General features: G+C 61.6%; 13 protein-coding genes. 12 read left to right on the top strand and 1 reads right to left on the bottom strand.

Translation table 11 applies throughout. From position 1 onward, the window contains the following. The first annotated feature begins 40 nt into the window (after positions 1-40). From ACYZTZ_RS20425 to ACYZTZ_RS20370, 12 genes are all read left to right on the top strand, one after another. Positions 41-2,263 (top strand): DNA internalization-related competence protein ComEC/Rec2, encoded by a 2,223-nt coding sequence (locus tag ACYZTZ_RS20425; protein WP_461999528.1) that lies wholly within the window; start codon positions 41-43, stop codon positions 2,261-2,263. A 98-nt stretch (positions 2,264-2,361) separates the two neighbouring features. Beyond that, on the top strand, positions 2,362-2,997 hold the full coding sequence (locus ACYZTZ_RS20420; RefSeq protein ID WP_046049059.1) for a MotA/TolQ/ExbB proton channel family protein: 636 nt from the start codon (positions 2,362-2,364) through the stop codon (positions 2,995-2,997). Then, positions 2,994-3,425 (top strand): ExbD/TolR family protein, encoded by a 432-nt coding sequence (locus ACYZTZ_RS20415; protein ID WP_046049060.1) that lies wholly within the window; start codon positions 2,994-2,996, stop codon positions 3,423-3,425. Before ACYZTZ_RS20420 ends, ACYZTZ_RS20415 begins: the two co-directional genes overlap by 4 nt. Then, on the top strand, positions 3,425-4,435 hold the full coding sequence (gene lpxK, locus ACYZTZ_RS20410; protein WP_461999527.1) for a tetraacyldisaccharide 4'-kinase: 1,011 nt from the start codon (positions 3,425-3,427) through the stop codon (positions 4,433-4,435). Before ACYZTZ_RS20415 ends, lpxK begins: the two co-directional genes overlap by 1 nt. 25 nt (positions 4,436-4,460) lie before the next feature. After that, positions 4,461-4,646 carry a Trm112 family protein gene (locus ACYZTZ_RS20405; protein WP_007945752.1) on the top strand — a complete coding sequence of 62 codons (186 nt, stop codon included), beginning with the start codon at positions 4,461-4,463 and terminating at the stop codon, positions 4,644-4,646. Next, a complete protein-coding gene (kdsB, locus tag ACYZTZ_RS20400; protein ID WP_008152377.1) occupies positions 4,643-5,407 on the top strand; it encodes a 3-deoxy-manno-octulosonate cytidylyltransferase in 765 nt (254 codons plus the stop codon). The genes ACYZTZ_RS20405 and kdsB overlap by 4 nt, the downstream gene beginning before the upstream one ends. Next, positions 5,407-5,871: a low molecular weight protein-tyrosine-phosphatase gene (locus ACYZTZ_RS20395; RefSeq protein ID WP_046049063.1), complete on the top strand. Its 465-nt coding sequence runs from the start codon at positions 5,407-5,409 to the stop codon at positions 5,869-5,871. The genes kdsB and ACYZTZ_RS20395 overlap by 1 nt, the downstream gene beginning before the upstream one ends. Then, positions 5,868-6,887, top strand: a complete 1,020-nt coding sequence (murB, locus tag ACYZTZ_RS20390; RefSeq protein WP_461999526.1) for a UDP-N-acetylmuramate dehydrogenase — start codon at positions 5,868-5,870, stop codon at positions 6,885-6,887. The genes ACYZTZ_RS20395 and murB overlap by 4 nt, the downstream gene beginning before the upstream one ends. A gap of 246 nt (positions 6,888-7,133) precedes the next feature. After that, a complete protein-coding gene (locus tag ACYZTZ_RS20385; protein WP_150657063.1) occupies positions 7,134-7,607 on the top strand; it encodes a (2Fe-2S)-binding protein in 474 nt (157 codons plus the stop codon). Continuing rightward, entirely contained in the window at positions 7,604-9,925 is a 2,322-nt protein-coding gene (locus ACYZTZ_RS20380; RefSeq protein ID WP_461999525.1) for a xanthine dehydrogenase family protein molybdopterin-binding subunit, read from the top strand. Before ACYZTZ_RS20385 ends, ACYZTZ_RS20380 begins: the two co-directional genes overlap by 4 nt. Continuing rightward, a complete protein-coding gene (locus ACYZTZ_RS20375; RefSeq protein WP_461999524.1) occupies positions 9,925-10,908 on the top strand; it encodes an XdhC family protein in 984 nt (327 codons plus the stop codon). Before ACYZTZ_RS20380 ends, ACYZTZ_RS20375 begins: the two co-directional genes overlap by 1 nt. After that, positions 10,905-11,495 (top strand): nucleotidyltransferase family protein, encoded by a 591-nt coding sequence (locus ACYZTZ_RS20370; RefSeq protein WP_461999523.1) that lies wholly within the window; start codon positions 10,905-10,907, stop codon positions 11,493-11,495. The genes ACYZTZ_RS20375 and ACYZTZ_RS20370 overlap by 4 nt, the downstream gene beginning before the upstream one ends. 184 nt (positions 11,496-11,679) lie before the next feature. On the opposite strand, the gene rne is transcribed toward ACYZTZ_RS20370, so the two are convergent. After that, the gene (gene rne, locus ACYZTZ_RS20365; protein WP_461999522.1) at positions 11,680-14,895 is read right to left on the bottom strand and encodes a ribonuclease E; all 3,216 of its coding nucleotides are present in this window, start codon (positions 14,893-14,895) and stop codon (positions 11,680-11,682) included. Positions 14,896-15,106 lie beyond the last annotated feature (211 nt).

Below are 15,106 nucleotides of genomic sequence, written 5' to 3'. Positions count from 1 at the left end.
AGCCGTCTATGCCTAGGAGGGGACTCTCAAGGACGGGCGTATGCGCACAGGGATGATGGCGCTGGCGTTGGGTCTGTTGATCCTGCGTTTTTTACCGGTATTACCGCCGGTCTGGTTATGGATGTTGCTGCCGGTAATCGGTTTGATGTTGCTGCCGTTTCGCAGCTACCCACTGGCATTTCTGCTGTTCGGCTTCAGTTGGGCAGGCGCGAATGCACAGTGGGCGCTGGATGATCGGCTACCGGTGAGCCTCGATGGCGAAACCCGTTGGGTCGAAGGTCGGGTGACGGGATTGCCCCAGAACAATGAGGCCGTCGTGCGTTTCGAGTTGGCGGACGCCCGGTCGCGACACGGCAAGGTGCCGAAACTGCTGCGCCTGGCCTGGTATGACGGGCCGCCGGTCAACAGCGGCGAACAGTGGCGACTGGCGGTCAAGTTGAAGCGTCCTGCGGGGCTGCTCAATCCCCATGCCTTCGATTACGACGCCTGGCTGCTGGCGCAACGCATCGGCGCGACTGGGACGGTCAAGGATGGCTTGCGACTCAAGGAAGCCCAATGGGCCTGGCGCGACAGTATTCGCCAGCGTTTACAGGCCGTGGATGCCCAGGGGCGAACGGGTGCGCTGACGGCGTTGGTGCTGGGGGATGGCGCCGGACTGAGTCGCGAAGACTGGCAGGTGCTGCAAGACACCGGCACCGTCCATCTGTTGGTGATTTCCGGACAACACGTCGGTTTGTTGGCAGGGCTGGTGTATCTGTTGATCGCCGGGCTGGCCCGTTTTGGCCTGTGGCCGAAACGCTTGCCTTGGCTGCCGTGGGCCTGTGGACTGGCGTTCGCGGCCGCTCTCGGTTACGGGCTGCTGGCCGGTTTCGAGGTGCCGGTGCGGCGGGCCTGCGTGATGATCGGCCTGGTGCTGTTGTGGCGCCTGCGATTTCGTCACCTCGGCGCCTGGTGGCCGCTGTTGCTGGCGCTCGACGGTGTTTTGCTGCTGGATCCGCTGGCGAGCCTGCAACCGGGTTTTTGGCTGTCGTTCGCGGCGGTGGCGGTGTTGATCTTCACCTTCGGTGGTCGGCTGGGCCCATGGCGTTGGTGGCAAACGTGGACCCGCGCCCAATGGCTGATCGCGATCGGTCTGTGCCCGTTGCTGTTGGTGCTCGGGTTGCCGATCAGTCTCAGCGGGCCGGTGGCCAATTTGCTCGCGGTGCCATGGATCAGTCTGGTCGTGCTGCCTCCGGCATTGCTGGGGACGTTGTTTTTACCCCTTCCTTACGTGGGCGAAGGGTTGCTGTGGTTGGCAGGAGGTTTGATCGACCTCTTGTTCAAGGGCCTGACGCTGATGGCCGGGTATTTACCCGCGTGGGTGCCGGTGGCTATCCCGTTGTGGGTATGGGCACTGGGAACACTCGGTGCCTTTCTACTATTAATGCCTCGGGGTGTGCCGTTTCGTTCGTTGGGCTGGCCGATGCTGCTGTTGCTGGTTTTTCCGCCCCGGCAGGTCTTGCCAGAAGGCATCGCCGAAATCTGGCAGCTGGATGTTGGCCAGGGTTTGGCCATCCTGGTGCGTACCCGTCATCACACACTGTTGTATGACACCGGACCACGTTTCGGCGATTTCGACCTGGGCGAGCGGGTGGTGCTGCCGGCATTACGCAAACTGGGCGTGGAGGGACTCGATTTGATGCTGATCAGCCATGCCGACGCCGATCACGCGGGCGGCGCCCGGGCCGTTGCCAATGGCCTGCCGGTGAAACGGGTGGTCAGTGGCGATCCCCTGGTGCTGCCGGCCGAGTTGCAGGCAGAAGGCTGCGAGAGCGGCAAGCAATGGGTCTGGGATGATGTGAAGTTCCAGCTCTGGCAATGGTCTTCGGCCCGCGACAGCAATCAAAAATCCTGCGTCCTGCAAATCGAAGCCAACGGTGAACGTATATTACTGACCGGTGATATAGACGCCGCAGCCGAGCGGGCGCTGCTCGACAGTCCACTGGCCGTCACCACCGATTGGTTGCAAGCGCCGCACCACGGCAGTCGCAGTTCATCCTCCATGGCGCTGCTTACCGGGCTGCAACCCAAAGCAGTGCTGATCTCCCGCGGCCAGGGAAATTCATTCGGTCATCCCCATCCTACGATCATGGCGCGCTACCGAAAGCGTGGCATTTCGATCCATGACAGCGCCGAACAGGGTGCCATCCGTCTGCAACTGGGACGCTTCAAGCCGCCATGGACGATGCGTCAAGAACGGCGTTTCTGGCGCTCTACGCAGTAGCCCGGAGTGATTAAAGACCGACTGGATGCGACATCACGGTCTTCGGTGCGCTCACCCCCTATGTTAGAGTGGCGCACTTTTTCGAGGGGACTGTCACTGTGTGGGAATTGGTCAAATCCGGCGGATGGATGATGATACCGATCATTCTGAGTTCCATCGCAGCCATGGCGATCGTCGCCGAACGTCTCTGGACCCTGCGAGCCAGCCGTGTGACCCCGGAGCATTTGCTCGGGCAGGTCTGGGTCTGGATCAAGGACAAACAACTCAATAAAGACAAGCTCAAGGAACTGCGCGCCAACTCGCCGTTGGGCGAGATCCTGGCCGCTGGCCTGGCCAACTCCAGGCATGGTCGCGAGATCATGAAAGAGTGCATTGAAGAAGCCGCCGCACGAGTGATTCACGAGCTCGAACGCTACATCAATGCGCTGGGCACCATCGCCGCCATGGCCCCGTTGCTGGGTCTGTTAGGGACGGTGTTGGGCATGATCGATATCTTCAGCGCATTCATGGGCTCGGGCATGACCACCAACGCCGCCGTGTTGGCCGGTGGTATCTCCAAGGCGCTGATAACCACAGCCGCAGGCCTGATGGTCGGTATCCCGTCGGTGTTCTTCCACCGTTTCCTGCAACGCCGGATCGATGAACTGGTGGTGGGCATGGAGCAGGAAGCGATCAAACTGGTCGAAGTGGTACAGGGCGATCGTGATGTTGACCTGAATGGGGGCAAAGCGTGAAATTCCGTCGCAAGCAACGGGAGAATGTGGACATCAACCTCGCGTCGCTGATCGACGTGGTGTTTATCCTGCTGCTGTTTTTCGTTGTCACCACCACCTTTACCCGTGAAACCCAGTTGCGCGTCGATCTGCCGGAAGCGGTCAGCGGTTCGCCTGCCGAAGACCAACAGGTCAAGCATCTGGACGTTGCCATCAGCGCCGAAGGCGTGTTTTCGGTGAACAACCAATTGTTGTCGAAGAACGATCTGGCCACCCTGATGGACGCGCTGCAGAAAGAATCCAGTGGCGACACCAACCTGCCGCTGTCCATCAGCGCCGACGGCAAGACTCAGCATCAGTCGGTCATCACCGCCATGGACGCCGCCGGTAAACTCGGTTTCAGCCACCTGCGCATGACCACTGTCGAGGCGGCGCCGCCCGCACCCTGATGGCCATGTCCGATCGCTTGCTCGCCGCGTGGTACCAAGGTCATCCGGCCCTGAAGCTGTTGCAGCCGCTGGAGTGGCTGTATCGGCGCGTGGTCATGAACAAGCGCAAGCGTTTTCTGGCGGGCGAGGGCGAGATCTATCAACCGCCGGTGCCGCTGATCGTAGTGGGTAATATCACCGTCGGCGGCACCGGCAAGACGCCGCTTATTCTCTGGATGATCCAGCACTGCCAGCGCAGCGGTTTGCGGGTCGGCGTGGTTAGCCGGGGTTACGGCGCCAAACCGCCGCAACTGCCTTGGCGGGTGGAGGCGGATCAAAGCGCCGAGATCGCAGGCGACGAACCGCTGTTGATCGTCCAGCGTACCGGCGTTCCGTTGATGATCGACCCCGACCGCAGCAGCGCCGTCAAAGCCCTGCTGGCGAGTGAGCCACTGGACCTGATCCTGTCCGACGACGGCATGCAGCATTACCGTCTGGCCCGCGACCTTGAACTGGTGCTGATCGACGCCGCCCGAGGTTTGGGCAACCAGCGCTGCCTGCCCGCCGGGCCGTTGCGCGAACCGGCCGAGCGCCTGCAAAGCGTTGATGCGGTGCTCTACAACGGTGCCGATGCCGATCGCGACGGCGGTTTTGCCTTCCAGCTTCAACCTACCGAATTGATCAATCTGCAAAGCGGCAAACGGCATCCCCTCGACCACTTTCCCGCTGGCCAGGCCCTGCACGCCGTGGCTGGGATCGGCAATCCGCAGCGTTTCTTCACAACCCTCGAAACGCTACACTGGCAGCCAGTGCCGCATGCGTTTGCCGACCACGCCGAATACAGCGTGCAGGCCTTGAATTTCACACCGTCATTGCCGTTGGTGATGACCGAAAAGGACGCGGTGAAGTGCCGTGCCTTCGCCGCTGCCGATTGGTGGTACCTGGCGGTCGATGCTGCGCCATCGCCGGCCTTCGTGGCCTGGTTCGATACGCAGCTGATGCGCCTGTTGCCGGCTCGTCTTTTGCCTTAAATCCGTTTTTATCCAGGGAATGCTCATGGACACCAAATTGCTCGATATCCTCGCTTGCCCGGTCTGCAAAGGCCCGCTCAAGCTCAGTGCCGACAAAACCGAGCTGATCAGCAAGGGCGCTGGCCTGGCTTACCCGATTCGCGACGGCATCCCGGTGATGCTCGAAACCGAAGCCCGCACCCTGACCACCGACGAGCGTCTGGATAAATGACCACAGCCTTTACCGTTGTCATTCCATCGCGTTACGCCTCCACCCGTTTGCCGGGCAAACCGCTGCTGCTGATCGCCGGCAAGCCGATGATCCAGCACGTCTGGGAACAGGCGAGCAAAAGCAGCGCCCAACGGGTGGTAGTCGCCACTGACGATGCGCGCATCGTCGAGGCCTGCAAAGGGTTTGGCGCTGAAGTGGTGCTGACCCGCGAAGATCACAATTCGGGCACCGACCGTTTGGCCGAAGTCGCCGCGAAGCTGGGCCTGGCCCCCGACGCCATTGTGGTCAACGTCCAGGGTGACGAACCGTTGATCCCGCCAAGCGTGATCGATCAGGTTGCCGCCAACCTGGCCGCCCACACCGAAGCGCGCATGGCCACGCTGGCCGAGCCGATCGAAGACGTGGAAACCCTGTTCAATCCCAACGTGGTCAAGGTTGTCAGCGACCTTAATGGCCTGGCGCTGACCTTCAGTCGCGCCACGTTGCCGTGGGCCCGGGACGCGTTCGCCAAAAGCCGCGAGCAATTGCCGGAAGGCGTGCCGTATCGTCGGCATATCGGCATCTATGCCTACCGCGCCGGTTTCCTGCATGACTTCGTCAGCTGGGGCCCGTGCTGGCTGGAAAACACCGAATCCCTGGAACAGCTGCGTGCCTTGTGGCACGGCGTGCGGATTCACGTTGCCGACGCGCTGATCGCACCGCCGACCGGCGTCGATACCGTGGAAGACCTTGAGCGCGTTCGTCGCCTGCTGGAGGCCTGATGCGGGTTTTGTTCGTCTGCCTGGGCAACATCTGCCGTTCGCCCACGGCTGAAGGCGTGTTGCGACACAAACTGCGCGAAGCGGGGCTGGCCGATCAAATCGAAGTGGCCTCCGCTGGCACCGGTGACTGGCACGTCGGCAAAGCCCCGGACAAGCGCAGCCAGGCGGCGGCCAAGCTGCGCGGTTATGACCTGTCCGCTCAGCGCGCCCAGCAAGTGTCCCGCGCCGATTTCGCCACCTACGACCTGATTCTGGCGATGGACCACAGCAACCTGCGCAACCTGAAAGCCTTGCAACCGGCCAAGGGCAAGGCCGAGCTGGATCTGTTCCTGCGTCGCTACCAGTCGGAAATCGATGAAGTGCCGGATCCGTACTACGACGGCGACCAAGGCTTCGAGCAGGTGCTGGACCTGATCGAGCGCGCCAGTGATTTGCTGGTGATCGAATTGAAGGGACGGTTATGAGTTTGCAGGTGCGCGCCCAGGTTTCGCTCAAACCGTTCAACACCTTTGGTGTCGATGTTCAGGCCCGGCTGTTTGCCGAGGCCCACAGCGATGCCGACGTGCGTGAAGCCCTGGCTTATGCGGTGAAACATGACGTGCCGCTGCTGGTGATTGGCGGTGGCAGCAACTTGCTGCTGACGGCCGATATCCAGTCGCTGGTGCTACGCATGGCCACGCGCGGGATTCGCATCCTGAGCGACGACGGCAGCAAAGTCGTGATCGAAGCCGAGGCCGGCGAGCCTTGGCATCCGTTCGTGCAGCACACCCTGGCGCAAGGTTTGTCGGGCCTGGAAAACCTCAGTCTGATTCCCGGCACCGTCGGCGCGGCACCGATGCAGAACATCGGTGCTTATGGCGTGGAGATCAAGGACGTGTTCGCCGGCCTGACCGCGCTGGATCGCCAGACCGGCAACCTGCGGGACTTCACTCTGGAAGAATGCAACTTCGCCTACCGCGACAGCCTGTTCAAGCAGGAACCGGGGCGTTGGTTGATCCTGCGGGTTCGGTTCATCCTGGACCGCGCCGCGCACCTGCATCTGGAATACGGCCCGGTGCGCCAGCGCCTGACCGAGCAAGGTATCGATCACCCGACCGCCACCGATGTCAGCCAGGCGATATGCAGCATCCGCAACGAAAAGCTTCCAGACCCGGCAGTGCTCGGCAATGCCGGCAGCTTCTTCAAGAATCCGTTGGTGCCAGCGGCGCTCGTCGCGCAACTCAAAGGTGAATACCCGGATCTGGTGGCCTACGTGCAACCCGACGGGCAGATGAAACTGGCGGCGGGCTGGCTGATCGAACGGGCCGGCTGGAAAGGTTTCCGTGATGCCGACGCCGGTGTGCATAAATTGCAGGCGTTGGTGCTGGTCAACTACGGCAACGCGACCGGTCTGCAATTGCTGAACCTGGCACAACGCATCCAGAAAGACATTTCAGAACGTTTTCATGTTGACCTGGAAATGGAGCCCAATCGGTATTGAGGCTACGCTTTCAAGACTGATCTCAAAGCCCTGCACACGTTTAACGGTGCAGGGCTTTTTTGTTAATGCTGGGTTAACTTAGCCACCTAACGATGCAAACGTTTGCTCCACCGAAGGCCCGATGCAGGCGCTAACGTCCGCATAAGAGAGCCTCATTAGCCTGAGCCGATCTGCGTGATGCCAACCGCCAACCCCACTGGCGGCAGATTGCTCGACCCCATAACCAATAACTATGCGGGCGTGCCCATGAATACCCTGAAGCTTAACGGTCAAGACTACAAAATGGATGTGCCGGACGAGATGCCGCTGCTGTGGGCTATTCGCGATGTAGCGGGCGGCCATCCAGGCACGAAATTCGGTTGCGGCATGGGGCTGTGCGGTGCCTGTACGATTCATATCGACGGCCAGCCTGCGCGGGCGTGCATCACGCCGATCAGTTCCGTGAACGGGCAGAACGTTACCACCATCGACGAATTGCACAACGACCCGATCGGGCAAGTCGTCCAGCAAGCCTGGCTCGACACTGCCGTGGCCCAGTGCGGTTTCTGCCAGGGCGGGCAGATCATGTCGGCGACAGCGCTGCTCAAGACCAACCCGAACCCCAGCGACGAACAGATCGAAGAGGCGATGGTCGGCAACATTTGCCGCTGCGGCACTTACAACCGCATCAAGACCGCTATCCGCCAGGCATCCACTCACCTGAAGGAAGCCAAGGCATGAGCCAGTTACCGAATGATTTCGCGCTGAGCAACCTCAGTCGCCGCGGTTTCCTCAAAGGCGTTGGCGCCACCAGTGCGTTGGTTTTGGTGGCGAGTTGGGGCTGGCAAGACGCTTTCGCTGCCGAGAAAGAGAAGAAATTCGGCGCCGATGGCATGCCCAACGGCTGGATCGACGATCCCAAGGTGTACGTCAGCATCGCCGCTGACGGCATAGTGACGGTGGTCTGCAACCGCTCGGAAATGGGCCAGGGTGTGCGCACCAGCCTGACGATGGTGGTGGCCGATGAGCTGGAAGCCGATTGGGCGATGATGAAGGTGCAACAGGCGCCGGGCGACGAAGTGCGTTTCGGCAACCAGGACACCGATGGCTCGCGCAGCATGCGTCACTGGTACGAGCCGATGCGTCGCTGCGGTGCTGCCGCGCGGACCATGCTTGAACAAGCCGCTGCAAATCAGTGGAAAGTGCCGGTCAGCGAATGCCATGCGCAACTGCATAAGGTCATCCATAAACCGTCCGGTCGTGAGCTGGGTTACGGCGCCTTGGCCGCCGCTGCCGGTGCGTTGGCAGTGCCGGCGCGTGACAGCCTGCGACTCAAGCAACCGTCGGAATTCCGCTACATCGGCAAGGAAGGCACCAAGGCTATCGATGGTGCCGACATCGTCAATGGCCGCGCTATTTACGGTGCAGACGTACATTTCGACGGCATGCTCTACGCCACCATTGCGCGCCCTGCGGTGTACGGCGGCAAGGTCAAGTCCGTCGACTCCAGCGCCGCGATGAAAGTCCCGGGCGTGATCAAGGTCGTGCAGATCGAAGGTCATCCGCTGCCGTCGGAGTTTCAGCCGTTGGGTGGCGTCGCCGTGGTCGCCAGCAATACCTGGGCGGCGATCAAGGGCCGCGAAGCGCTGAAAATCGAGTGGGACGATGGCCCCAACGCTAGCTACGACTCGATCGCTTACCGCAAGGAAATTGAGGCTGCATCCCTCAAACCCGGCAAAGTGGTGCGCAATACCGGCAACATCGATGAAGACATGGGCAGCGCCGACAGCACCCTGGAAGCGTCCTATTACCTGCCGCACCTCACGCAGGCACCGATGGAACCGATGGTCGCCATCGCCCGCTTCAAGGACGGCGTGTGCGAAGCCTGGGCTCCAAGCCAGGCGCCACAAGTCACCCGCGAACGAATTGGCGAACGCCTCGGTATTCCGTTCGATAACGTCACCTTTAACGTCACCTTGCTGGGCGGCGGTTTCGGTCGTAAATCCAAACCGGACTTCATCATTGAAGCCGCCATCCTCGCCAAGGAATTCCCTGGCAAGGCAGTGCGGGTGCAATGGACCCGTGAGGATGACATCCACTGCTCCTATTTCCACACGGTGTCGGCCGAGTACCTGAAAGCCAGCCTGAACAAGGACGGCCTGCCGTCCGGCTGGTTGCACCGCACCGTGGCGCCAAGCATCACCGCGTTGTTTGCGCCGGGCATGAACCACGAGGCGGCCTTCGAACTGGGCATGGGTTTCACCAACATGGCTTACGCGATCCCCAACGTGCGCCTGGAAAACCCGGAAGCGGCGATTCACACACGCGTCGGCTGGTATCGCTCGGTGTCGAACATTCCTCACGGGTTTGCGATTCAGAGCTTTGTCGATGAACTGGCGCACAAGGCCGGCCAGGATCCGCTCAAGTACCAGATCAAATTGCTTGGCCCTGACCGGCAGATCGATCCGCGCACCTTGAGTGAAGAGTGGAACTACGGCGAATCCCCCGAGCGTTATCCGATCGACACCGCACGGATGCGTACGGTGCTGGAAACCGCCGCCAAAGCTGCCGGTTGGGGCCGCGAGTTGCCCAAGGGCCGAGGCCTGGGGCTGGCGGTGCATTACAGTTTCGTGACCTATGTGGCGGCGGTGATCGAGGTCGAAGTCAAAGACGACGGCACGCTGATCGTGCACAAGGCCGACATCGCGGTGGATTGCGGTCCGCAGATCAACCCCGAGCGGATTCGCGCGCAGTTCGAAGGCGCCTGTGTCATGGGCCTGGGCAACGCGGTGCTGGGGGAAATCAGCTTCAAGGACGGCAAGGTCCAGCAGGACAACTTCCATATGTACGAAGTGGCGCGCATGTCGCTGGCGCCGAAGGAAGTTGCGGTTCATCTGGTCACGCCGCCAGGCAATGTGCCACTGGGCGGTGTCGGTGAACCAGGCGTGCCTCCGATTGCGCCGGCACTGTGCAACGCAATCTTTGCCGCCACCGGCAAGCGCATCCGGGACCTGCCGGTTCGCTATCAGCTGCAAGGTTGGCAGAAGGCGCAAGCCTGATGGACAGCGTCGATCTGAACGTCCTGCGCAGCGTGCTCGAATGGCGCCGCGCCGGTCAGCGGGTGGTGTTGTACAGCGTGGTCCAGACCTGGGGCACCGCGCCGCGAGCACCTGGCGCAATGCTGGCCTTGCGTGAAGATGGCGTGGTGATTGGCTCGGTGTCCGGCGGGTGTGTCGAGGACGATTTGATTGCCCGGCTGCACGACGGTCGTATTCCAGCCGATGGGCCGCCGGTGCAATTGATCACTTACGGCGTCACCCGCGAGGAGGCGGCACGCTTCGGTTTGCCGTGCGGTGGGACCTTGCGCCTGACCGAGGAACGGGTCGGCGACCCGGCTTGGGTCGCCGAGTTGCTGGCGCGCTGCGAGGCGCATGAAATCGTGGCTCGCTCACTCAGTGTCGAGACGGGTGAAGTCATGCTGCAACCGACTGACAAGACGGATGTGCTGACGTTCGATGGCAAGACGTTGCGGGCCATTTACGGCCCGCGTTGGCGGCTGTTGCTGATCGGTGCGGGGCAGTTGTCCCGGTATGTCGCCGAGATGGCGCGGCTGCTGGATTTCGAAGTGCTGATCTGCGATCCGCGCACCGAGTTCGTTTACGGCTGGGAAGAGCAGCACGGGAGATTTGTTTCGGGCATGCCCGATGAAGCGGTGCTCAGCATCCAGACTGACGAGCGTACGGCCATCGTCGCGCTGACCCACGATCCTCGACTCGATGACATGGCGCTGCTCACGGCGCTGGACTCCAAGGCGTTTTATGTCGGTGCGCTGGGTTCGCGGGTCAATAGCCTCAAGCGCCGGGACAATCTGGCTCAGCTAGGCTTGTCACAAGAGGCTATCTCTCGGCTGCACGGCCCGATCGGTTTGCACATTGGCAGCCACACACCGGCGGAAATCGCCTTGTCGCTGCTGGCCGAAATCGTGGCGATCAAAAACGGCGTCGAATTGAAGCAGAAGAAGCTGTTGCAGGAGGTGGTATGAGCGAGCCCATCGGCGTCATCGTGCTGGCAGCGGGGCTGGGCAGTCGGTTTCGACAGGTGGCCGGTGCCGAGAGGGACAAGCTGGTGGCGGATTGCACGGGGCGCGAGGGTGCTGTTCATTCGATGATCGAGCAAGTGCTGGTGAATTTGCCGGCCTCCCTTGAGAAGCGCGTCCTGGTGACCACTGTGGATCGACCGCAAGTGATTCGCATGGCCAAGGCTTATGGCTGCGAGATTGTGCTGACCGAATCGACCGGCATGGGCGACAGCATCGCGGCCGGGGTGGCGGCGTGTCCGCAGCTCGGCGGCTGGCTGATTGTGCTGGGGGATATGCCGTTCATCCTTCCAGCGAGTATTGAACGTGTGGTGGCGGAGATTGCTGATGACGCCGTCAGTGTTCCGGTGCATCAAGGTGAGTTTGGGCACCCGGTGGGATTTGGGCGCAGTTTTGGTCCGGCGTTGATGGCGTTGTCCGGTGATCGAGGGGCCAAGGCGTTGTTTGCGCAGGCGAGGGTGGTCGAGGTGGTCGTGGACGATCCCGGGGTGTTGTGGGATGTGGATGTGCCAGAGAAATTGATCTTCCGGTAGCCTCGACCAGATCCAATGTGGGAGCGGGCTTGCTCGCGAAAGCGGTGGCTCAGCTTGCATCAATGTTGAATGTTAAACCGCTTTCGCGAGCAAGCCCGCTCCCACATTGGATCACCGTGATATTTACGGGCATAAAAAAGCCCCGCCTGGATCACCAGGCGGGGCTTTTTAGTGGCCGATGGAATCAGACGAGAGGTTTAGGCTCGTGTTCTTTTTCCAGGGCTTGCTCGTGTTGCTCTACCGCTTCCTGAACGGAGCGCGGTGCTTCGTCGATCACCGATTCAGCGGGTTCGGCAGCAGCGACTTCAGCAACCGGGGCAGGTGCTGCCTCGACGACTTCAGCGACAACCGGTGCTGGTTCGACAGCCGCCGGAGCAGCAGCGGCAGCCAGTTCGGCTTCCTTCTGCAGACGCTCCTCTTCACGCTTGCGACGACGCACTTCACGCGGATCGTTCGGCGCACGGCCACTTGGCGTCAGGGCGCTGACAGGGGCGGCTTCGACTTCCGGTGCGGCCACTTCGGCAACAACCGGCGCTTCAACCACCGGAGCAGGCTCGGCAGCAGCAACCACTGGCTCGGACACCATGGCCTCGGCTACTGGCGCTTCGGCGGCGGCTGGCTCGGCAACCCAGTTGAACGCGGTTTGCTCTTCGCGAACTTCACGGACAGCTTCGGTCACTGTTTCGCTGGCTGTTTCAACAACCGGTTCTGCGGCAACCACTGGCTCAGCGGCAGCTTCAACGACAGGCTGTGCTTCACGAACCGGGGCTACTTCGATTTCCGGAGCAGCGGTGGCTTCAACCGGAGTCGTTGCTTCAACCACTGGCGCTTCCACTGGAGCAGTTTCCAGGGTGGCGGCAGTCGCGCGTTCGGCTTGCTCGTTAGCCTGTGCTTCGGCTGGAGCGCTGATCACGGTGCTGGCAACGGCTGCGGTAACAGCCAGGCCGGCGGCCAGATCGGCAGCGCTTGGCGCTTCGTTGGTTTCGGTGGCTTCGTTACCTTCGGCGGACTCGGATTCTTCCGAACCTTCGATCACATTACCGTTGGCATCGCGTTGACGCTCGCGACGGTTGCTGCGACGACGCTGGCCACGGGAGCGGCGGCGTGGACGATCGCCTTCGGCGCCTTCCTGACCGTCTTCCTGCAGTTGCTCTTCGTTGGTAACCAGCTCTTCTTCAGCTACTGCGGCAGCGGCTTGCTCGGCACGTGGCTGGCGTTCTTCACGCGGTGGGCGCGGAGCACGTTCTTCACGTGGCTGGCGAGCTGGACGCTCTTCAGCAGTAGCAGTAGCAGTAGCAGCAGCAGCAGCGGCCGGAGCAGCATCCAGAGGCTCGCGCAGTTCACGAACCGGACGCTCTTCACGATCGCCACGTGGCTTGCGATCTTCACGAGGAGCGCGCGGTGCACGTTCTTCACGAGGGGCACGTGGTGCGCGCTCTTCACGTGGAGCACGTTCTTCGCGGGCGACTGCTACTGCCGGAGTTTCTTCGCGGGCTTCGCGTGGCTCACGTGGTGCGCGCTCTTCACGCGGTGCACGTTCCTCACGAGGCTTGCGTTCTTCATCGCGGCGACCGTTACGGTTGCGGCTCTGCTGACGACCGTTGCGACGCTCTTCGTTGCGGGCCGGACGCTCGGTGGTCGCCGGTTTTTCAACCACAACCGGAGCAGCAGGCTCTTCCTTGCTCGCGAACAGGCTGACCAGCGACTTCACCAGGCCTTTGAACAGGCTTGGCTCTGGCGCGGCGGCCGGTGCGGCAACAGGGGCGGCAGCGACGACTTCGGTCGGAACCGGAGCGTTGGCGCGGGCCGGAGCAGTCTTGACCGCGGCTTCCTGGCGAACCAGGGTGCGGGTCGCAGCGGCAGGCTGAACTTCTTCGACTTCGGCAGCGGCAGCAGCGATTTCGTAGCTGGACTGGCCTACTGCGGCTTCCGGGCTGTCATCGCGCAAACGCTGCACTTCGAAGTGCGGCGTTTCGAGGTGATCGTTCGGCAGAATGACGATGCGGGCACGGGTGCGCAGTTCGATCTTGGTGATCGAGTTGCGTTTTTCGTTGAGCAGGAACGCGGCGACCGGGATCGGCACTTGGGCGCGAACTTCGGCAGTGCGGTCTTTCAGGGCTTCTTCTTCGATCAGACGCAGAATCGCCAGCGACAGCGATTCAACGTCACGGATGATGCCGGTGCCGTTGCAACGCGGGCAAACGATGCCGCTGCTTTCGCCCAGCGATGGACGCAGGCGCTGACGGGACATTTCCAGCAGGCCGAAACGCGAGATGCGACCGACTTGCACGCGAGCGCGGTCGGCTTCCAGGCATTCGCGGACTTTCTCTTCCACGGCGCGCTGGTTCTTGGCAGGGGTCATGTCGATGAAGTCGATGACGATCAGGCCGCCGATGTCGCGCAGGCGCAACTGACGGGCGATTTCTTCGGCGGCTTCAAGGTTGGTCTGCAGAGCGGTTTCTTCGATGTCGCTGCCTTTGGTGGCGCGCGCCGAGTTGATGTCGATGGACACCAGGGCTTCGGTCGGATCGATAACGATGGAGCCGCCGGAAGGCAGTTCAACGACGCGCTGGAAAGCGGTCTCGATCTGGCTTTCGATCTGGAAACGGTTGAACAGCGGAACGCTGTCTTCGTACAGCTTGATCTTGCTGGCGTACTGCGGCATCACCTGGCGGATGAAGGTCAGGGCTTCGTCCTGGGCTTCAACGCTGTCGATCAGCACTTCGCCGATGTCCTGGCGCAGGTAATCGCGGATGGCGCGGATGATCACGTTGCTTTCCTGGTAGATCAGGAACGGCGCGGAGCGATCCAGCGAGGCTTCTTTGATAGCGGTCCAGAGTTGCAGCAGGTAGTCGAGGTCCCACTGCATTTCTTCGCTGCTGCGGCCCAGGCCTGCAGTGCGAACGATCAGACCCATGTCGGCTGGGGCAACCAGGCCGTTCAGGGCTTCACGCAGTTCGTTGCGCTCTTCACCTTCGATGCGACGGGAAATACCGCCGGCACGCGGGTTGTTCGGCATCAGAACCAGGTAACGACCGGCCAGGCTGATGAAGGTGGTCAGGGCTGCGCCCTTGTTGCCACGTTCTTCTTTTTCGACCTGAACGATGACTTCCTGGCCTTCGCTCAGGACGTCCTTGATGTTGACGCGGCCTTCGGGGGCTTTCTTGAAGTATTCGCGGGAGATTTCTTTGAGGGGCAGGAAGCCGTGGCGCTCAGAGCCGAAATCGACAAAGGCAGCCTCAAGGCTTGGTTCGATGCGAGTAATCCGGCCTTTATAGATGTTGGCCTTTTTCTGCTCGCGTGCACCGGATTCGATGTCCAGGTCGTAGAGGCGCTGGCCATCTACCAGTGCAACACGCAACTCTTCGGGTTGAGTTGCGTTAATCAGCATTCTTTTCATGTAGTACCGTCGGTTTCCGGGCTGCCGGAAACGGCGTTCGGCACACACGACTTCTCATGGTCGGTGTCAGGTGCGTCAGGAGTGGTTGGACACTCCAGTGTCTAGCGAACCCCGACCAATTGGGCCGGCGTCGCGACGTACGCGTCCTGCTTGCTGTGGCTACTTAAGCACTCAGTCAGGAGGAGGAATCAACCAGCGGCTGTGGACGAGA

The organism is Pseudomonas sp. LB3P58, assembly GCF_054897895.1.
Note: the sequence above shows the minus strand (reverse complement) of the source record. Positions and strands in the feature narration are given on the sequence as shown.